Source organism: Eubacterium sp. 3_1_31 (genome assembly GCF_964249515.1).
GTDB lineage: Bacteria > Bacillota_I > Bacilli_A > Erysipelotrichales > Erysipelotrichaceae > Longicatena > Longicatena caecimuris.
Genome location: NZ_CAXUBY010000034.1, coordinates 1 through 18,404, shown reverse-complemented (window position 1 = coordinate 18,404; position 18,404 = coordinate 1). Strand labels below are relative to the sequence as shown.

Below are 18,404 nucleotides of genomic sequence, written 5' to 3'. Positions count from 1 at the left end.
TTATTCATCCTCCTTTTTCAGTTCCTGGGGTTTGGTGGTCATAATGCGGTAAAGCTCAGTATTCTTCGGGAAGTGGTCAACGAAGGGCAGGATGGTGGAGCCATAGAACAGCAGGCCCTCGCCCTCACCGGAGTGGGTCACATAGCTAAGCTGGTGCGTGGAAATGCCCAGCTGCTTGGCGAGAATCTGACGGTCTCCGCCTGCCTGGTTGAGCATATACACGAAGTCGGAGTTTTCAAAGATGTTCTCCACCTCGCGGCTGCTCAAAAGGTCTTTGACATTCTGGGTGATACCTGTCGGAATACCGCCCCATTTGCGGAATCGCTTCCAGATTTCCACCGTATAAGCGGCGGTCTGCTCCTCCTTCAAAAGCAGGTGCATCTCGTCGATGTAATAACGGGTGGACTTGTGGGCAGCGCGGTTAATGGTAACGCGGTTCCACACCTGATCCTGGACCACCAACATACCGATTTTCTTGAGTTGCTTGCCCAGCTCCTTAATGTCATAGCAGACAATGCGGTTATTGATGTCCACATTGCTCTGGTGATTGAACACATTGAGGGAGCCGGTTACATAGATTTCAAGGGCCGTGGCGATATACTGGGCTTCCTTTTCCTCCTGTGAACGGAGCAGGTTATATAGGTCCTCCAGTATGGGCATATTCTCCGGGCGCGGGTCATTGAGGTAGGTCTGATAGACCAGACGCACACAACGGTCGATGATGGTTTTCTGCACCGGCTGCAATCCGTCCTTACCGCCCACGATCAGCTCACACAAGCTGAGGATAAAGTCAGACTTGAGGGACAGCGGGCTTTCATCATCCGAATAGTCCAGGTTCAGATCCATCGGATTGATGTAGTTGGTTGAGGTAGGCGAGATCTTGATGACCTGCCCATGCAGACGATCCACCAGAGGTGCGTACTCCGCTTCCGGGTCACAGATGATGACATCATCATTGGTAAGCAAAAAGCAGTTGGCAATCTCACGCTTGGCGCTGAAAGACTTACCGGAACCCGGCGTACCCAAAATCAAGCCGTTGGGGTTTTTCAGCAGCTTTCTATCCACCATGATGAGGTTGTTGGACAGGGCATTGATGCCGTAGTACAGGGCTTCCTTGCCGTTCTGGAATAATTCCTGTGTGGTGAATGGTACAAAGATAGCCGTAGAACTGGTGGTCAGCCCTCGCTGAATCTCGATCTGATTGAGTCCCAGGGGCAGACAGCTCATCAGCCCTTCTTCCTGCTGGAAGTCCAGTCTGGTCAGCTGGCAGTTATACTTCTGGGCAATAGAGCCTGCCTGAAAGATGTTGTTTCCAAGCTGACGGGGGGTGTCCGCTGTGTTCAGCACCAAAAAGGAGACCAGGAACATTCTCTCGTTTCGGCTCTGCAAATCCTGCAACAGCTTTTTCGCTTCGCTGCCGTAGGTGGCAAGGTCAGAAGGAATGATGTCCATGTCGTATCCGGCGCGGACTGCTTTTTTCTGTTCCTCAATCTTACTGCGGTCCAGATCGGTAATCTTACGCTTTACCGTTTTGATGGCTTTCACCTGATCCACCGACTGAATGTGCATACTCACAATGAGCGAGCTTTCCATATCCAGAAAATCAGCCAGCAGACGGTCATTCAGCTCTGGGGCTAAAATCTGCAAAAAAGAAACAGCCCCGTATTTCTTGCCCATACGGAACTGCTTGCCGGTGCGGAACTCAAAGGAGCTTGGTGCAATAAAATCTTTCGTGGACAGGCCGGAAGGAGCCAGCCAGTCCCATTCAAACTGAAACGGGAGCTGTTCATCCATGTGGAATACCGCATGAAGCTGGGAAAGCCTTTCCTTACCGTCCAATGTTCTGGCGGCTACACCAAGACGCTTGAAGTTATTGAGTATATCGGTCTCAATACGCTCCAGACGGGGCTTGGCGGCTTTGATGCTGTCAGCGTTGATACCAAAGGTCAGGTATTTGGTCTTGATGAGACCGTTGTTGCCTCTGACCAGCTGATTTTGCAGCATCGTGGTATATTCCTCACGGATACTGTCAAAGGCATCCCCCTGGGGCGGAATGGAAATGGAGTTGGCAAAGGTCTCCTCCGATGCCGCAAGGTTCAAAAAAGACAGCTGGAAGTGAATCGAGCTGTCGAAATAATTGAGGAAATCACACCAGCCCTCAAAGATCGCGGTCTTATCTTCATTTTGGGAGAGCTGATAGTTGATGTCCTGAAACTGAATGGTCTTTGTGTAGTGGCTGTCCGATACGCGGCAGATCCCGTCCGGCCACATTCGTTCATAGGGGATACTGTCCTGTGCCGATTTTCCTTTTTTGTCCGTGCGGTTGGCGCGGGCAATGGCCGCTTCGATCTGCTTCTTATCGGCGCGGGACAGCTTTTTCTTTGTCTTTACCGGATGCACGGTCTTTTCTTCCGGTTTTCCCAGCAGACGGCGCAGCCAGCTTTTCATTGCGGTGAACAATGTCATACACCTCCTTATCGAGCATTTCCTGCCGCTTTAATACGGCATAAAAGTTATTGGTCTGGTAGGGACGCTGCTTGGGACGGATCACAGCTACTTTGAGGATGTTGCCCACGATCTTTTCCAGGGGCTGTCCATGCTTTTCATACATTGCCAGCAGGAAGAAGGGCATCATGACCAGCATCATACACATGGCAGCCATGCTGTTTCCCGCAGGCTCACGGAGCCACAAGAACAGCGGTACACCTACAAGCGCCCCGGCGGTAAAGCAGACCAGCTGCCTTCGTGTCAGATTGAACATGACCTTGGTTTCGACTTTGGTTAAATCTTTGGGTACGGGTACATAAGCCATATTATCCACCTCCTTTATGGGAATGAAATAGAGCTGTCCACTTCATTTCCCCACACATCCCAACCGGGTGTGGATTGACGAGCAAACAGTTCTATGCGCGGGAGATCACCCATCAATGAGACAATGCGTTCTCTGGCTTCCTGCGGTTTTTTTGAATGTTCTTCAATGTGAGAGACAATGACCTGATGAACAGCTGCGTTTATACGCTTGGGATGTCCTTTCGTTGCGAGGATACAAAGTTCCACATTGGAGCGCGTCCAATATCCCATTCCCCAGAACAAGCTATCTGCCTTTCGATTTTGCTTTACCCAAACAAAGCCGACGGTTTTATAGGTAAATCCCCATGCCTTCAGAACTGAGAGACCTTCCAGTAAACATGGAATCGTGACCCATAAAAACAAGGCACAGTCTTTATCCGCCAAGTTGCCTACTGGCAGCGCACAAATATCCTCGATACTCATGGTCGGATAGTGACTTTCTGCACTGCGTCCCAATCCTTTCTTGGAATATACTTTGTAGTTCCATGGCGGGTCTGCGTAAATGATTTGATATTTTTTCATACAGAACCCTCCTTTAGTGCGCCTGAAAGACTGATTTTGCGAGACTGCCGGTTTTGAACAGCGTAAAGCACAGCAGTACGGTGTAGCCCACGCAGCTCCAGATTGCCATGATGATGTCATCTTCCAGAGCGATGTTCTGCACCAGCACAGCATAAATTGCCACGCAGACGATAATGAGAAACGCCTGAAAGCCCAGCGCCAGCAGGGATCGGAGGTAATTCTGTCCCATACCGCCCCATTCTTTACCCATCATTGCAGCCATTGGAACGGGAGCCACCGAAGTCACAAGGTAGATTTCGATCATACGGCCATAAATAACGATAAAGATACAGATATATAACGCCCACATAGTAATGCCAATAAAGAGGGATTGGAACCACAGTCCGAACAGCGGTCCCAGATCCATTTCCATCAGCCTCGGTTCCAGATCGGTCATAACTGAGGAAATGTCAATGGACGCATCCGAATTGATAACCCCTGCCGCCTGCGCCACTACGCTCTGCGCCATATCAAAGACGCCCATCACGATATTCCATGTATTTGTGACAATGAGGATGGCAGCGGCTGATTTGAACACCCACTTGAAAATCATCCAGGTGTCCACATCATGCAGGTTGTTCTTGTCTGCGATCATCTGGATCAGGTCTACGGTCATCACGATAGCCAGGATCACGCCTGCAATCGGCACCATGATGGAGTTGGACAGATTCTCAATCATGCTGAAAATACTGCCATTCCATCCCTGTGGGGTCTGGCCTACCTGTACGGATATATCCGCGACCTGCTGGTTTACACTGTCAAACATCCCCGAAAGGTTGCTCATAATGCCGCCCACCAGCATTTCTTTCAGCCAATTTGTCAGGGCTTCAAGTAAGAAATCCATACGGTGTCAACCTCCTTTCCGCCGCCCCCGCAAAACTGCGGGAGCGGCAAGGATTTCATACGGAGACGCTTAGACAGAGAAAAGCCCGGAGAGCAGAGGTACAAGGACCATGCCTACCACGGCTACACCAGCACCGGCCATGAGCTGCTTCATGCCCTGGCTCTTGGCGCCGGGGTTGTCGTTGCCGTAACCTTCCAGCAGGTTGATAACGCCCCAGATACCGAGACCGGCACCGAGCGCGATAACGAGGGTCTGAAGAACGGTGATTGCCTGTTCAAAAAATGCCATATAGTTTGTTAGCCGGAATCTGATTAAAAAATAGGTTTGTCATGTTTCATAGGCATACAAAAGCCGGAACAATCTGCCGCCCGGTTTCCGGGGGCATGATTCCGGCTGTCCTCCTTTTTCATTATTTTTTCTCGCGATTGTCCGCTTTGTACGCCAATGGCCCATAGAGGGCAGATGCGGCGAATAGATAAGATCACTCCCTTCTAAAGCGGAACGAAATTAAGCGCCCTTTGTGTCTACTTCATATACATCGCAGACCTCATTGGGCTTGAGTTTCAGCCTTGCGGACAAGAATGCTTCAATATCAAAAGCGTTCTTGTCATCCGCGTCGGCAGTGTACTTGAAATTGGGGTGCTTGGTGATGTCGTACTTATCCGAAAGGAAAGGACGCACACCGCGCAGCTGGAGGATACACTTGCCGCCATCCATAACAGCAAGCTCATCCTGGCTCATCAGCTCTTTCCCCAATTTTTGATAGTTGAGTGAATGGGATGTTTCCCTCCCACGGCTCTCTCCGGTGTTGTAGGTGTCGATGGTTTCCTTACCCAGCACGGCGGCCAGCTCCTTGAGAGTGGTCGGCTCCTTACCGCCCAGAAAGATGGAAGTATCCATGTTTCCGATAATGGTATCTGCGTTATCCTTATAAATCGCCTTGAGCTGACTCTGCGCCTGCAACACCAGACAGGCGGAGATCTCACGGCTTCGGATGGTGGCCACCAGCTTTTCCAACTTGGGTATCTGGCCAATGTTGGCGCACTCGTCGATCAGACAGCGCACATGAACCGGCAGTCTGCCGTCGTACACATCGTCGGCCTTTTCGCAGAGCAGGTTAAACAGCTGGGTATAACACATGGATATAAGGAAATTAAAGCTGTCATCAGTGTCACTCATGATGAGGAACAGGGCAGTTTTCCTGTCTCCCAGAGTATCCAGCTCCAGCTCATCATAAGCCGTGACCTCACGCAACTCTGCAATGTCGAACACGGCAAGGCGAGCGCCGCAGGAAATCAAAATCGACTTGGCTGTTTTTCCGGCGGCCAGCTTATATTTCTTATACTGGCGCACCGCAAAGTGGTTTGGCTTCTCGGCTTCCAGTGCATCAAACATCAGGTCTACGGGGTTTTTGAACTCCTCGTCATCCTCACGGACTTCCATGGCGTTGATGAACTCAATGAGGGTGGAGAAGTTTTGTTCCTCCACCGGAGCCTCATAATGGATATAGCCAATAAGCGCGCAGTACAACAAGGTTTCTGCTTTTACCCAGAAATCGTCTCCGGCCTTGCCTTCGCCTTTGGTATTGGCGATCAGCGTTGTTACCAGCTTCAAGATGTCCTTTTCGCTATGGATATAGGCGAAAGGGTTATAGTGCATGGACTTCTTGAAGTTAATGGTATTTAGGACCTTGATTCGGTACGGCTCATAAATGACCTTGCCGTGCTTATCCTTCATAGGCTTTCCGTCTTTCCCCAGCTTGGGTGCGCCCCTTTGGAGCATTTTTCCGCACTCCACCAAAATGGTTCCCTTCGGGTCTGTGACCACATAGGAACTGTGCATCTGCATCAGATTCGGTTTGAGCCAGAAGCGGGTCTTACCGGAACCGGAGCCGCCAATCACCAGCACATTTTTGTTTCTGGCGGTCTTTGGGTCCTTGGGGCGGCTGTTCATTGTCAGGCTCTCCGTTTTCGTCAGAATCACATTGTTCTGGAATACCGGGTCGATGTAGGGTGTAATGTCCTCATGGGTTCCCCACCGGGCGGAACCGTATTCCATGCCGTGCCTGTACTTCTTGGCGTTCTTGCTTTTCAGGTACACAGCCAGCCGCAGGCCGCCGCAGCAGCACAGGCCCACCAGCAGGTCCAGCGGGTGCAGGCTGGGCCACCAGCTGGCCAGCGCCACCGGCAGCGTGGAGAAGAACGAGAGCATTTTTGCCGAAGCGTCCGCACCCACGGCCATCCGCCACGCTTCACCGAAGTTGGTGGAGAAAAGCCCCATCAGGATATACGGCAGATTCAGCAAAATGAGCTTTTTGATGTTCAGCTGCTTTTTCATCGTTCCAGCTCCTTCCGCTTGTTCCGGTCCACGACGACGTGTTTTACCAGTTCTTTGAACTGGCTCAGCTTTGCCAGCACGGACGGGCGCTCGGATTTCTCCGCCTTTCTGACCTTTTTCCCGGTGTACTCGGTAAAAGCAGCGGTCAGGGCATCCGCGTCCCGACCCTTGAAAAAGATCAGGTACTTGGGTGGGGAGCTGCTGCGGTCCTTCTTCACCGCATAGTCCACGCCGTATTTCCGGGCGATCTTCTCAAACTCCTTGATGGAGGGGTCGGTGATCTCGATGTTGGAAACCCCTTGGTTTTGACCAATCAGCTGTTTCACCGTCTGCTTGCCCTGGGGCTTCACAGGCGCGTCACGGCTTCTCTGCTTTTGCAGCTTCTTTTCCTTGCGGTGGGCAAGGTACTTGCTGATGGCGGCTTTGAGCAGCCTGCCGGTGAACTTTGTTCCGCTGACAACCAGCGTTAAAGTCCTGTTTTCCACTTCTTCCTGCATTTTCATCGCCTCCTTTCCACAAAATGTGCAGGGGTGGTGCATTTATTTCTAAGGCGGGACCACCAGCCGCCGGAGAAGGTATTTCTTCATCGAACCGCCCTCAACGAATTTGCTCAGAACGGTCATAGAGCAAATCTCCATTTCTGACCTTTGCATGACTGAGAATCTTGATCTGTCCCTTTGCCTGACTGTCCAGAGCTTTTTCATAGCCCTTATCTGACAAAAACAGGCGGGTTCGTTCACCTTTCCAGCCCACCGGGGAGTCATGCGTCAGCACATCAAAAATAATCATGTGCCGGGTGTTCTCAGCAAATCGCTGGAGATCCATGTAGTCATGGCCGTGATAGTTCTGCGCTCCAGCTTTCTGGCGCATTTCTTCCATCAGCTGACCGATTGTTTTGCCTTCTGGCATAAAACTCACTTCCTTTCCCACTCTCATACAACCATCAAAATCATGTCTCTCAGCTGAGCAAAGTAGAGTTTGCCTTGCGGGGTTATCAGCGTATAGGAGCCGATATGCCCGTGATTGCAGTAGTCTTTGACACAAAACAGTCCTTCATTGGCTGGCTTTGCATAGGGCAGTACATTACCGGATGCGGTGCGGTACACAAAACGCTTTTCCAGAAGGAAACGGACAAACCGACGCTCCGGGACAAGCAACTCTTTGGCGGTGGTGCGGAGGTTGGTACTGTGATTGAGGTCGATGAACAAATCATAAAAGGCTGCCTTACTCTCCAGCAGGGCATTTTCCTCTCGTAGCGACGCATTTTCTTCCCGCTCAGCAAGCAGCTCGGAGCAGAGCTTTATCAGAGCTTCCGGAGAAGTGGCTATCTCCCACAACTTCTCTTTTGTGAGATAGGCTCCGTGCTTGCGAATGGCAGGTAGAACTTCATCAAACACCCATTGTTCAAACCGTTCCGCTGACGGCAGTTTACTATGGGCGATCAGACGATATAGATCACCTTCGGGGATAAAGAGCATTTCGACCATTTGTACCGCGGGGCTTCCATCTGCCTTTTTCCCAGTCTGGACCCCTATGGAACATTTCGTTCCACCCCTGGTATGGTCGCGGACGGCTTTGCGTGGATTGGTATATCCCAGCGCTGTTGCCACATCTGTACCGCAAAATAATACTTTGCCATTCTGTTCCAAAGTGCGAATGCTTCCGAACTCTGGACTATTGAAAATTTCAATCTGATTCATGCTGTGCCTCCTTTGGTGTAATACAAAAGCGGCTGATTACCAGCCGCCTGCGTGCATATCGTGATTTACCAGTGAAGTGTAGTGGTTATTCATGGTGGTAGGAGCGTTGAACAGCACTGCAAGCAGGTACTGCTTGATGTTGTGTACCTGGGTGGTGTTCTTTTGCAGACAGTCCATGACAAACTCGATGTGAGAGCTGTCCAGCTTCAAAAAGCGGGAGCGTACAATTTCATGAGGAAAGTCCGCACCAGAGATCCGGGTGGTCTTTCGTTTGGCACAGACCGTTTCTACCAACAGCTCTACGATCTCATTCAGGTCATCCAGGTAGAGAGGATAACGCTGCTTCAGACAATCATACTCGATATTCTCCAAAATCAATTCCCGATAATTTTCTATCTCTGTGACAGACATCGCATCCCTTCCTTTCCGTTCCGGCGGTATTACCGCCGCTGTTTCCCGGAAGGGAATGGAATCGGTATTTGATCCATGAGTATTTTGTTTTTGGGTATTTGATTTCTTAGTATTTAATTGTGTTGGATTTTCCGGTAACGGATTTACCGCTGACGGGTTTACCGTTATCGGGTTTTCCGACAACGGCTTATCCAACATCGGTTCTCCCTCGATGGGACGCTCAAAAATGGTATACTCATTGGCTGCGAATTTACCAGAAGCATCAGTTGTCTGTCTGCGCCGAATGTATCCGGCTGTTTCAAGCTCATTGACAGCAGAGCGGATTGCATCTTTGCTTTCTCGATTGATATAGCTGAGTCCTGACAGCGTATAATCCCAGTCATCAGGCAGAGATAACATTTGCGACAAGAGACCCTTTGCCTTCAAAGAAAGTCGTTTGTCTTTTAGATGAAAATTGCTCATAACCGTGTAATCGCCAGTGCGTTCTACACGAAAAACAGCCATTTACTTCACTCCTTTCATTTCTCAGGTATGAAAAAAGCCGCAATTCATAAAAGAATTGTGGCAGCGGTTAGGGTCTGTCTGTATCTTTTTTCTTGCGTCGGTAGGGGCGTTTTGGCATTGGTGGTTTATCAAACAGATCCCTTTCCTGAGAAAATGGTAAGGTTTGAAAAACACGGTCAATCTCGGTGGATTCCATATCACGCTGTGAGCGGCAATCTTCTTGAATAGCTTCTCGGATTTCTCTTACAGTACACATATTCATTCCTTTCCTTTCGTTGTATCGGTTATGAACGACGGTGTTTTTTAGGCTTGAAGTCGAGGATATGCCCCTCAATAACATGGGCATATCTCTTAATTTTGATTTCTCGACGCTGCTGGCTTTGCAGAGCTGACTGATACCCGTCCTCTGTGAGAAAAAGCCTCATTTCGTCACCAGGTTCTCCATAAGCAGTAGGGCGCAAGACAGTAAACTCAATCATCCAGAAAGTGCTGTCCCAAAATCGCTCCACTGCAAGAATGTTGTGGCCTTTCAGTTCCCTTGCTGCAATATCTTTCATAGGCTCTCCCTTCATCGTTCCTGATCTCGTTGGCGTTTTTTCTGCCATTGTTCCAGCAGTTTAATAATGGTTTCCTGCATTTTGGCCGGTGTATAGCTTTTGGGGAAATACTTTCGCAAGGTATCGCTGCTCAAGGTCACTTTATCCAGATCACCCTTTTTTTCCTCTGACATGATGGCAAGCATCACATCTTCTGACAATTTCCCTTCCTGGCTGAACTTTTTCATTCGCTGAGCCTGAGAGAGAGAAGGGGTAGCCTGCTCATAGTCCATTGTTTCCACCAGCATTTGCTGTTCGTCCGGTTTCAAAAAAGAGAGTTCATAGGCTGGGTTAAATGCGATTTTCTTTTCATCCACCATATCCAAAAGCTCTGGAATCAGTTCAGTCAAACGAACATATCGCATTACCTGGATACCGCTTCGTTCACCGGCTTCTTTTGCCACCTGGTCTCTGGCGCTCAACTTCTGTTCAACTTGAACAGAAGTCAGGTCTGTTCTTGCTCCTTGATGTTTAATGGCTTCCAGCTTCATTTTGTAGGCAAAAGCCCTTTCACTGGGGAGCAGATTTTCTCGCTGCAAATTGCTGTCAACCATAATAATTGTGGCAGCATCGTCATCCAAGTCGCGCACAATGACAGGCATGGTTTCTTTTCCGGCCAATTCGCTGGCTCTGCGGCGTCTGTGACCGGCTACCAGCTCATAACCGCCATCAGGCAGTGGTCTGGCAATCGCAGGAACCAACACTCCATACTTTTTGATGCTGTCTGCGGTTTCTATCATTGCATCATCATCCTTGACCTTGAAGGGGTGATCCTTGAACGGATGCAGTTCAGATAGGGGAATTTCCTGAATTTTTTCCAGTTGCTCGTCTTGCCGACTTTCTTCAGTAGTAAACAGATCATCTACCGAGGCCAGCTCTACTTTTTTCGCGCTGCTTTTCAAGTTTTATCACCTCCTGGGTCAGATTTTTGTATCCATCAGCCACCTTGCCATTGGGGTCATGGGCAAAAATGCTTTTGCCTTCGGCGCTGATTTCTTTTGCCCTGACAGAATGAGGAATCTCGGTGCCGAACACCTTGATTTTGCTGCCATAGGTTTCGCGCAGGAGAGCGGAGATTTCTTTGGCAAAATTGGTTCGGCTGTCTACCATCGTCAGCAGAATCCCATCAATTTGCAGCTTGGGATTGATTTGTCTGCGAACCTTATTGATAGTTTGCAAAAGCTGCTCCAAACCTTTAGCTGGAAGATACTCTGCCTGGACGGGGATTATAACCCTATTAGCGGCAGCCAGTGCATTGACCGTAAGCATACCCAGGGAGGGCTGGCAATCAATAAGGATATGGGAGTATTGCCCCTTCAGCGTGTCCAGATATTGTCGCAGAATGGTTTCTCGGCTCATAGCGTTTACCAGAGATACCTCCATACCAGATAGCTGGATGTCCGCAGGCATCAGGTCTACGCCCTCAGGGTGGTGCAGGATACCCTCGCCGGGACGAATTGGTTCATCCATCAAAATACGGCCCATAGCGTCTGACAGTGTAAAGGGCAGCTTATCAGGCTGAGGATTGCCCAAGCTGATGGTCAGGCTTCCCTGTGGGTCTCCGTCAATCAGAAGGACTTTCTTCCCGGACTGCGCCAGACCAATTCCAAGATTGGCACAAGTGGTTGTTTTGCCGACACCACCTTTTTGGTTGGCTATGGCAATAATCTGTGTATTCATGATTTCACCTCATTTCTTTCTAAGTTTAGATATGAAAAAAAGTGCCTGCTTTACCTTTCCTGAGAAAGATAAAACAGGCACTTTCACTGGCTCAATACCTCTTGTAATGAACCTCTATGTATGGTAAACTATGTCCACGATACCATGAATATAATTAAGTCTCGACGGGAATTGAACTTTTGGCTAACGCCAAATTTCGCGCCTTTGCAAACAGAGTGCAAACAATAGGGGGCTAAAATCCTTTGTTTTTGCTTGATTTTGCTTGTACAAGGTTTATAGAGAACATGGAGAAAAGCCTTGATATAACTGCATTTTCTTTATCCCTGTTGATAGGGAATATATGCACTGGGTCCATCTCCTAAGCGGAACGCCGCAGGTTCGACTCCTGTCTGGGACGCCACAAACAACGCTGAAAGCCTTGATTTTTCTAGGTTTTCAGCTTTTTTAATTTTGGCGTTTCTATCCTAGCTGAAAAGGGGAGCTATTTTTCTTTATGACTTCAATTCGATACTTTATAAAGACTTTTTAAGGAAGTAGGTTTGCTAACACTTTTTTATTTTTGATGAAAAAATGCTGGATTTTTGAAAATTTGCTAACACTTTTGAAAAATTACTTATTGAGTGTTTGCTTTAAAAGCTGTTCTTTCATCTCTGGCGAAAGGGATTTAAGCAGTATAAGCAGTTCCATATCGCTGTCTGAAATGCCAGTATCTTGCTGTTGGTTACTGGTATCTTCGTCGAGAGTGGAATAAAATTCTTTGTCCATTTTCTGTGCGTTGAAACGTCTGTCCTCGTCAATGATTTTGGAATAAACATCTGTAACCATTTCTGCTTCAGCATGTCCTGTATCACCCTGTACGGATTTTACATCACCGTTTGTCATTTTCAGTTTGTAGCCTGTACTCAAATGACGTAAGCTGTGGAATACCACAATTTCAAAGTCATTTTCTTCACAGAGCTTTTGAAACCTATCTCTGACAATGCGGCTTTCTACGGGATTTCCGTTTTCTAAAGCAATGACAAGGTTATAATCGTTATATGCACTACCGAGAAATTCTTTCAATTCCTGCTGGTCTTTTTTGTACTGTACCAATAGCTGTGCAACAGTTCTAGGCAGCCAGACAGTTCTGTTACTTGTTTCTGTTTTTGGTGTTTTCAAAACAAGCCTTGTCGTACAATGAGGTTTCTGTGTAGGAAAGATTTTAATAATGTCTTTTTCTTTCAATTTTTGCATAGCCGCAGCATTTACTCTTGAAAGCTCCTTGTTGATGATTACCCTTGCATTATCCGTAGCAATGGATTCTTCATCAATAATCACATCTTCCCATGTAAGACCCGTAATTTCACCAATACGCATTGAACAGGAAAAAGCTAAGTGCATACAGATGGAAAGTAAATCATCTTCCGCAGCCTGTACCGCTTGACGGAATGTCTGTATACTCCACACTTTACGTCTGACTTTTGGAACTTTTGGTAAAGTCGCCAATGACGCAGGATTTCTCTTGCTTGTGTCTATGTACTCCCAACGGATAGCTTGATTCAAGGCGCAGCGGATAATATCATGTATCTTTTTGATGTTCGCAGGCTGTACACAGCGACCAGTTGCTTTTCTGTTTGAACGAGGTACTTCTGGTACGCTCAACAAATCATTGTAGTATTTTGATAAGCTTTTTGTTGTAATCTCATTGAGTTTCCAATCGCCAATAATCGGATTGATATAATTCTCAATACTGCTTACCTTACTGCTGAATGTGCTAGGCGACCACTTAGATGTACCGTAGAGATTGACGAAAATTTTTAGGAAGTCACACAATGTAATTTCCTCGTCAACAACTTCCAGCTCTTTTTTAGAATCCTCAATCTGGCGTGCAAATTGTTCCTCTAAAGGAACTAATACATAACCATATTTTTCTTGATAGTATTCTACAAAGGCTTTTCGCTGCTTTGCTTCTTTTCTTGTTTCCAGCGTATCCCATTTTTGTTTTCTCTTACCTGTATTGTCTAAGTACCAGTAAATAACGGAAAAAGTTGATTTTCTTTGTTTGATTGTAGCCATAATTTCTCTCCTTAATAGTCAAATTTGATTCAACCATTTATCGAAAGAAATTTTTGATACTCGTATGACTTTACCAACACGAACATAATGGAACTGACCGCTTTTCACCAATGAATAAGCTGCTTTCTTACTAATATTCAGTTGTTCAGCAATTTCCTCCACTGTATAAGTCTTTTTTTCCTTTTTTAGAGGGTGTGCATTTTGTGTATCACTTATCACTAAAAAGACTCCTTTCTTTGTGACAGCAACAAAACACACTCGCTTAATGAAATCATTATAGCATAACTTCATAAAAAGCGAACATACATTTTGCTGCTGAAAATATCTTTTTTTAACAATCAAATAGCTTTGGAAAAGCTCACTGGACTTTCACCATTCCCATTCTGATGGGTGAACCGTGTCATACGGGTGTATCATTATACAGATATACAGGTCATGGCAGGGCGACCATTCCAAAAGTCGCTCACGGATCATTGCATGAATCGCTCACTTTGTTTTGAAAGGTCATGGCGTACAATACCCGTCGGCTCGCTGCATATCAAACGTATCTGATTGTTTATTCAGTTTTCAAAGACCACTCGACTGTGTTTGCCAGTCTATGAAAATCTACTATCCGATAATAGACTTTCATAGAATGACAAGCAGAGGGAAAGAGAGAAAAGCTCTGCCCGTCAGAATTGTTAAACTACGATAATCTCAAAGTTTGCAATCATATCCATAACCGCAGCCTGTATTCTTCCTTTTAGTTCAGAATCGACTACCATATAGACATTACCGTACTCGTCGTACAATTTGCGTAGGCTCAACTTTGATATGTAACCGTCATAGAAATTCAAGATTTCCTGTATTGCCGCTTCATCACCATTGGTAGCCGCCACAATTACAGCAAACGGTATACGTTTTGTGTTATTTTCCACACTTATTCCTCCTTCATCATTTTTCGTATTTCTTCCAGAGTGCTTGTCCTGTGACGGTAAACAGTGGAGCGAACCACGTTCATAAGCTCTCCGATTTCTGCGTCAGACATATCCATAAAGTATGACAACAAAATGATATTGCGCTTTCTCTCTGGTAAACATTTAAGAGCCTTGCTTAACTGATCGTCAGATACTTGTACTTCCATGCCAAGAACATTGAACACGGTATAATCGCAGGAATAGTTATCGTAAACGCCAGCTTTATTCAATTCCAAATCTGATACATCAGAGAATGGAATTTCATGCTGCAAACGTCTTGAAATACTGCGCTTATACTTCATTGCTGCTCTCTTAATGACTTTTTTCGTAAGGCAATCAAACTGTGCTTGAATAGCCTGCTCGAAAGAAGATGACTTCATATTTTCACCTCCTTTCTGCGTGAGAGTGAATGAGGGTTGTTTTCCCTCTATCCCCCTTTCCGCACAGTAGCTACCCACGCAGCAGCTATTTGTTGCGCTTTCAGAAAAGAATTTGAAAAATATTTTTAAATAGCAAAAAAGCACAAGAGCATGATGGAAATGCTGTTCTTGTGCTTTAAGAATTATTCCCACTATATGATGTGAAAAACCACATTCAAAAGTAGACTGTACCGCTGTATAAGCTAAGATTTTTTTGACAGTAACGGATAAATCGAAGAATGTCGTCTACCTAGTATTTTCAATGCGGCTACCTCCTAAAGCCGCTAAACCAAAACCAATCTGCTATTTTCTACTGGAAAAAAGAAAAAAGCGGCTTTTAACCGCTACCTAAATAGAAATGAAATATTTGCACGCAAAAGTGGTGCTGCCGATAGCGGTTTTTTTGTTTGCCGCTAGGCAGCACTTTTTGACTTTGATACGCATAATAGGAACTAACAAATCATATAATACGTTTTTCTATACCTGTTAGGAAATCAATAGGAACAGTAAAATGTGGTGAGGTGATTGCATATGCGTAAAAAAGAGGATAAATACGATTTTAGAGCTTTTGGTCTTGCTATCAAAAAGGCTCGTATGAAAAAAGGTTTGACCCGTGAACAAGTGGGAACAATGATTGAGATTGACCCTCGTTACCTAACAAATATCGAGAATAAGGGGCAGCACCCAAGTTTACAGGTGTTCTATGACCTTGTTTCATTACTGGAAGTTTCCGTTGATGAATTTTTCCTGCCTGCGTCTGATCTGGCGAAAAGCACCAGAAGACGACAGTTGGAAAAGCAGCTTGATAGCTTATCTGATAAAGATTTAATCATCATTGAAAGTGTTGTTGACGGAATCATAAAGTCTAAGGAAGTGGAGGACGAGTAATCCTCCACTTTTTATCTATCAAATAAAATAAGCCGATAACCCAAGAATTTTTATCATTCTTGATGTTATCGGCTCTGCGTCTTAGCGTCTGGCTCTTTAATAATTTTTACTATTCCATGATTTGTATTGATTAAAGTTTCATGCTTGCATTTTGGACAAAACAACGGAAAATTTACCAATTCCGTATCTTTTCGTATTTTTGTTCTCGTCTTGCCATTGCAAATTGGACATAATACCCATAACTGCCTTTCCATCGAAACACCACCTTTTATTTGAAAGGAATTAATTCTTTATTTTTTTTCGTAATCTTATAAATATATTCTTCTGGTGTAGGTCGTTTGTTCCTAAAATATTTTTGAAATTTGCCCTTATTTCTGGGTCTGCGCTGTTCATACTTTCATCAATCGTTTCTTCAATATTAGCCCGTACACCAGTCAATGACATATCACCTGCTTTTGCACCAGCATTCAGAGCCTTTTTAATATCCCGTTTTTTAAGTCCTATCATTTATGATTTCTCCATTTTAATATTCTAATAATAAGTCGAAATAATTAGATTGAAATACACGGTTCAATATATTTTTGTAAAAAATCTATGCGGTCAAATATTGTTGGTTTAAAATATGATGTAACTGCTATGACTATATTTTTCGACGGATTTATATATATAACATTCCCGCTATTTCCTATAGCCGCAAATATATGCTTATTTTCATCTACAATCCACCATAGATACCCATAAGACATATTTCTAAATTCGTTTCCACACCTATGATTTGGTTTTATCATTTCTTCAATCCATTTAGACGATACAATTTGTTTTCCATTATGAAAGCCTTTATCTAAACAAAGCTGTCCGATTTTCGCCATATCTGTTGCAGAAAAACACAAACCATATCCAGCTGTTCCTATTCCTTTGGGGTCGCAAAACCATATATTTTTTTGTGGGTCTTTACACATAGTAAAATGTTTATGTTCTTCGGCAGTTTCAGCTAAATAATTTATATGTTTTTCTACTCCAATGGGTTCAAATAAAAATTCGTTTGCAAAATCAACGACTTTTAGACCACTCGTTTTTGATATAATGCCAGTTAGTATATGTATGCCTAAAGTAGAGTATTTGAATTTTCCAGTCAATCCTTTTCTTCCACCCAGAAAATCTAAAGCTGAAATAGTCCAATCATCACTTGAACAAATTTTAGTCCACGGTTCGTACTTATACTTATAAGGTGCAGTCATAGTCAGTAAATGCTTGATTGTAACTTGTTGAATTGTTTTTTCTCCTCTTTTAATTTTATATTCAGGAAAAAATTCTAATACGGGCTGGTCTATACTTTTTATAAATCCTTTATCAAGTGCTATCCCTACAAGCAATGCTACAATACTTTTGGTTGCAGACATAACATGGCAAGTATCTATTTTTTCATAATTATTCCATTCATCAGAATAAACCTCTTTACCGTCTTTATAGCATGATATTTGACAGATATTAGGCTGTTTTTCTTTAATAAAATCGTGCAGTTCTTTTTTATTCATAGTATCAATTTCATCTCCATTTCACGTTATCGTATATGAAATATTCATTCACAAAATATAAATCTTTGATACATTTGCTTATTTCTTTTTTACCGGATAATAAATTTCAGTTACTAGGTCATCTTCATTTGAAGTTTGTGTTGGGTCAGTAATATAAACTTCATAAAGAGGACCATTGTTTTCATAACCGTTTTGTTCTGCCCATTCACATTGTTTCGTATAAATAGATGGCAAATTAGAATATCCACCATGTAGAGTTGTTTTTAAACATAGTCCCGGACAAAAATCTCTTGTTCCTGTAACAAATTGTTCTACTGGTATAGCAAATTCTGTATCTAATCCCAAAGGAGTAAACTCATCACCATGAAAAAGCACCATAGGTGGAGCATTGACAGTTAATTTGTCATATTGAATTTTCCTTAATATTGAATTAAAGCAACAAACGTATTGTTCTTCCATTTCAAATTTACAAACCATTTTACGAATAGAAATTAAATACATAGCTGGTACTTCAACAAGTTGTACATCAATCTTGTTCAAATAAGACATTATTGATTTTCCCTGTTTCAAAACTGATATATCCTCATTTAACCGTTCCGTAATTTGTGAATATACCTGTATTTGTTTCTCAAATTCTTTCTTTTTCTTATAAAGTTCTAAGCATAATTTTTCATTTGGTATTTGTTCTGATATAATAATCGTTCTAATTTCTTCCAAAGAAAAATTATATTGTTTTAGGCGGTTAATAAATAGCATAGTTTCTAACTGTTCAATGGAATAGTATCTATAATTATTCTCTGGGTTAATTTTGCTGGGCTTTATCAGTCCGATTTCATCATAGTAACGAAGCGTTTTTGTAGAAACTTTACATATCCTCGAAAATTCACCTATAGATAACATAAATCTCCTCCTCTCAATTCTCTTCCATACTTATGTTACACCTTCCCGTAAGGGTAAAGTCAATGCGATAATTCTATACGCATTGCCTTACTTAGTGTCTGCTGATTAAGCAGCTATCTGTAACTTCCAACTCTTATATCTGTTCCGGTCATACCAGAATCGGAACAG

General features: G+C 44.5%; 23 protein-coding genes. 1 reads left to right on the top strand and 22 read right to left on the bottom strand.

The annotated features are described in order from the left end of the window. The 18 genes from ACESSZ_RS12280 to ACESSZ_RS12195 form a co-directional block, all read right to left on the bottom strand. On the bottom strand, positions 1–2,400 hold the full coding sequence (locus ACESSZ_RS12280) for a VirB4-like conjugal transfer ATPase, CD1110 family (protein ID WP_006059580.1): 2,400 nt from the start codon (positions 2,398–2,400) through the stop codon (positions 1–3). Continuing rightward, on the bottom strand, positions 2,357–2,812 hold the full coding sequence (locus ACESSZ_RS12275) for a PrgI family protein (protein ID WP_117515823.1): 456 nt from the start codon (positions 2,810–2,812) through the stop codon (positions 2,357–2,359). The genes ACESSZ_RS12280 and ACESSZ_RS12275 overlap by 44 nt, the downstream gene beginning before the upstream one ends. A gap of 14 nt (positions 2,813–2,826) precedes the next feature. Then, a complete protein-coding gene (locus ACESSZ_RS12270; RefSeq protein ID WP_002589060.1) occupies positions 2,827–3,372 on the bottom strand; it encodes an MT-A70 family methyltransferase in 546 nt (181 codons plus the stop codon). A 13-nt stretch (positions 3,373–3,385) separates the two neighbouring features. Next, a complete protein-coding gene (locus ACESSZ_RS12265; RefSeq protein ID WP_024724981.1) occupies positions 3,386–4,255 on the bottom strand; it encodes a VirB6/TrbL-like conjugal transfer protein, CD1112 family in 870 nt (289 codons plus the stop codon). A gap of 69 nt (positions 4,256–4,324) precedes the next feature. Further along, positions 4,325–4,543, bottom strand: coding sequence for a Maff2 family mobile element protein (locus tag ACESSZ_RS12260; RefSeq protein WP_003525154.1), 219 nt, complete (start codon positions 4,541–4,543; stop codon positions 4,325–4,327). Between the two features lie 219 nt (positions 4,544–4,762). Then, positions 4,763–6,592, bottom strand: coding sequence for a VirD4-like conjugal transfer protein, CD1115 family (locus ACESSZ_RS12255; RefSeq protein ID WP_006059575.1), 1,830 nt, complete (start codon positions 6,590–6,592; stop codon positions 4,763–4,765). Then, a complete protein-coding gene (locus tag ACESSZ_RS12250; RefSeq protein ID WP_117515807.1) occupies positions 6,589–7,089 on the bottom strand; it encodes a PcfB family protein in 501 nt (166 codons plus the stop codon). Before ACESSZ_RS12250 ends, ACESSZ_RS12255 begins: the two co-directional genes overlap by 4 nt. Before the next feature lie 100 nt (positions 7,090–7,189). Continuing rightward, positions 7,190–7,501, bottom strand: coding sequence for a DUF5720 family protein (locus ACESSZ_RS12245; RefSeq protein ID WP_008723307.1), 312 nt, complete (start codon positions 7,499–7,501; stop codon positions 7,190–7,192). A gap of 23 nt (positions 7,502–7,524) precedes the next feature. After that, complete coding sequence (locus tag ACESSZ_RS12240) at positions 7,525–8,292, bottom strand: BRO family protein (protein WP_002589066.1); 768 nt, start codon at positions 8,290–8,292, stop codon at positions 7,525–7,527. Positions 8,293–8,328: 36 nt separating this feature from the next. Continuing rightward, positions 8,329–9,207 (bottom strand): DUF6017 domain-containing protein, encoded by an 879-nt coding sequence (locus ACESSZ_RS12235; protein ID WP_006059572.1) that lies wholly within the window; start codon positions 9,205–9,207, stop codon positions 8,329–8,331. A gap of 67 nt (positions 9,208–9,274) precedes the next feature. Next, entirely contained in the window at positions 9,275–9,463 is a 189-nt protein-coding gene (locus ACESSZ_RS12230) for a hypothetical protein (protein ID WP_006059571.1), read from the bottom strand. A gap of 28 nt (positions 9,464–9,491) precedes the next feature. After that, the gene (locus ACESSZ_RS12225) at positions 9,492–9,764 is read right to left on the bottom strand and encodes a DUF5720 family protein (protein WP_007862445.1); all 273 of its coding nucleotides are present in this window, start codon (positions 9,762–9,764) and stop codon (positions 9,492–9,494) included. An 11-nt stretch (positions 9,765–9,775) separates the two neighbouring features. Then, positions 9,776–10,705, bottom strand: a complete 930-nt coding sequence (locus ACESSZ_RS12220; protein ID WP_499842818.1) for a ParB/RepB/Spo0J family partition protein — start codon at positions 10,703–10,705, stop codon at positions 9,776–9,778. Beyond that, a complete protein-coding gene (locus tag ACESSZ_RS12215) occupies positions 10,662–11,483 on the bottom strand; it encodes a ParA family protein (RefSeq protein WP_118040977.1) in 822 nt (273 codons plus the stop codon). The genes ACESSZ_RS12220 and ACESSZ_RS12215 overlap by 44 nt, the downstream gene beginning before the upstream one ends. A 609-nt stretch (positions 11,484–12,092) precedes the next feature. Next, positions 12,093–13,538 carry a site-specific integrase gene (locus tag ACESSZ_RS12210; protein WP_151165509.1) on the bottom strand — a complete coding sequence of 482 codons (1,446 nt, stop codon included), beginning with the start codon at positions 13,536–13,538 and terminating at the stop codon, positions 12,093–12,095. Between the two features lie 18 nt (positions 13,539–13,556). Next, positions 13,557–13,757, bottom strand: a complete 201-nt coding sequence (locus ACESSZ_RS12205; protein WP_055200357.1) for a helix-turn-helix domain-containing protein — start codon at positions 13,755–13,757, stop codon at positions 13,557–13,559. Between the two features lie 461 nt (positions 13,758–14,218). Continuing rightward, positions 14,219–14,455, bottom strand: a complete 237-nt coding sequence (locus tag ACESSZ_RS12200) for a helix-turn-helix domain-containing protein (protein WP_227166756.1) — start codon at positions 14,453–14,455, stop codon at positions 14,219–14,221. A 2-nt stretch (positions 14,456–14,457) separates the two neighbouring features. After that, a complete protein-coding gene (locus tag ACESSZ_RS12195) occupies positions 14,458–14,874 on the bottom strand; it encodes a sigma-70 family RNA polymerase sigma factor (protein WP_151165497.1) in 417 nt (138 codons plus the stop codon). Between the two features lie 570 nt (positions 14,875–15,444). On the opposite strand from ACESSZ_RS12195, the gene ACESSZ_RS12190 reads away from it, so the two are divergent. Next, a complete protein-coding gene (locus ACESSZ_RS12190) occupies positions 15,445–15,801 on the top strand; it encodes a helix-turn-helix domain-containing protein (protein ID WP_151165496.1) in 357 nt (118 codons plus the stop codon). A 65-nt stretch (positions 15,802–15,866) separates the two neighbouring features. Here the strand turns inward: ACESSZ_RS12190 and ACESSZ_RS12185 are convergent, their stop codons facing one another. From ACESSZ_RS12185 to ACESSZ_RS12170, 4 genes are all read right to left on the bottom strand, one after another. After that, the gene (locus ACESSZ_RS12185) at positions 15,867–16,055 is read right to left on the bottom strand and encodes a cysteine-rich KTR domain-containing protein (protein ID WP_151165495.1); all 189 of its coding nucleotides are present in this window, start codon (positions 16,053–16,055) and stop codon (positions 15,867–15,869) included. A 28-nt stretch (positions 16,056–16,083) separates the two neighbouring features. After that, positions 16,084–16,308: a hypothetical protein gene (locus tag ACESSZ_RS12180; protein WP_439145109.1), complete on the bottom strand. Its 225-nt coding sequence runs from the start codon at positions 16,306–16,308 to the stop codon at positions 16,084–16,086. 44 nt (positions 16,309–16,352) lie between these two features. Continuing rightward, positions 16,353–17,336, bottom strand: a complete 984-nt coding sequence (locus tag ACESSZ_RS12175) for a serine hydrolase domain-containing protein (protein ID WP_151165494.1) — start codon at positions 17,334–17,336, stop codon at positions 16,353–16,355. Positions 17,337–17,414: 78 nt separating this feature from the next. Further along, complete coding sequence (locus ACESSZ_RS12170) at positions 17,415–18,236, bottom strand: MerR family transcriptional regulator (RefSeq protein ID WP_499842817.1); 822 nt, start codon at positions 18,234–18,236, stop codon at positions 17,415–17,417. Between the last annotated feature and the right edge of the window lie 168 nt (positions 18,237–18,404).

Bases quoted from the DNA above. Each gene is read 5' to 3' on its own strand.
- ACESSZ_RS12250 (WP_117515807.1), bottom strand. From the start codon at position 7,089: ATGCAGGAAGAAGTGGAAAACAGGACTTTAACGCTGGTTGTCAGCGGA.
- ACESSZ_RS12175 (WP_151165494.1), bottom strand. From the start codon at position 17,336: ATGAATAAAAAAGAACTGCACGATTTTATTAAAGAAAAACAGCCTAAT.
- ACESSZ_RS12170 (WP_499842817.1), bottom strand. From the start codon at position 18,236: ATGTTATCTATAGGTGAATTTTCGAGGATATGTAAAGTTTCTACAAAA.
- ACESSZ_RS12265 (WP_024724981.1), bottom strand. From the start codon at position 4,255: ATGGATTTCTTACTTGAAGCCCTGACAAATTGGCTGAAAGAAATGCTG.
- ACESSZ_RS12255 (WP_006059575.1), bottom strand. From the start codon at position 6,592: ATGAAAAAGCAGCTGAACATCAAAAAGCTCATTTTGCTGAATCTGCCG.
- ACESSZ_RS12275 (WP_117515823.1), bottom strand. From the start codon at position 2,812: ATGGCTTATGTACCCGTACCCAAAGATTTAACCAAAGTCGAAACCAAG.
- ACESSZ_RS12225 (WP_007862445.1), bottom strand. From the start codon at position 9,764: ATGAAAGATATTGCAGCAAGGGAACTGAAAGGCCACAACATTCTTGCA.
- ACESSZ_RS12270 (WP_002589060.1), bottom strand. From the start codon at position 3,372: ATGAAAAAATATCAAATCATTTACGCAGACCCGCCATGGAACTACAAA.
- ACESSZ_RS12185 (WP_151165495.1), bottom strand. From the start codon at position 16,055: ATGGAAAGGCAGTTATGGGTATTATGTCCAATTTGCAATGGCAAGACG.
- ACESSZ_RS12195 (WP_151165497.1), bottom strand. From the start codon at position 14,874: ATGAAGTCATCTTCTTTCGAGCAGGCTATTCAAGCACAGTTTGATTGC.
- ACESSZ_RS12230 (WP_006059571.1), bottom strand. From the start codon at position 9,463: ATGTGTACTGTAAGAGAAATCCGAGAAGCTATTCAAGAAGATTGCCGC.
- ACESSZ_RS12235 (WP_006059572.1), bottom strand. From the start codon at position 9,207: ATGGCTGTTTTTCGTGTAGAACGCACTGGCGATTACACGGTTATGAGC.
- ACESSZ_RS12215 (WP_118040977.1), bottom strand. From the start codon at position 11,483: ATGAATACACAGATTATTGCCATAGCCAACCAAAAAGGTGGTGTCGGC.
- ACESSZ_RS12190 (WP_151165496.1), top strand. From the start codon at position 15,445: ATGCGTAAAAAAGAGGATAAATACGATTTTAGAGCTTTTGGTCTTGCT.
- ACESSZ_RS12245 (WP_008723307.1), bottom strand. From the start codon at position 7,501: ATGCCAGAAGGCAAAACAATCGGTCAGCTGATGGAAGAAATGCGCCAG.
- ACESSZ_RS12180 (WP_439145109.1), bottom strand. From the start codon at position 16,308: ATGATAGGACTTAAAAAACGGGATATTAAAAAGGCTCTGAATGCTGGT.
- ACESSZ_RS12260 (WP_003525154.1), bottom strand. From the start codon at position 4,543: ATGGCATTTTTTGAACAGGCAATCACCGTTCTTCAGACCCTCGTTATC.
- ACESSZ_RS12240 (WP_002589066.1), bottom strand. From the start codon at position 8,292: ATGAATCAGATTGAAATTTTCAATAGTCCAGAGTTCGGAAGCATTCGC.
- ACESSZ_RS12210 (WP_151165509.1), bottom strand. From the start codon at position 13,538: ATGGCTACAATCAAACAAAGAAAATCAACTTTTTCCGTTATTTACTGG.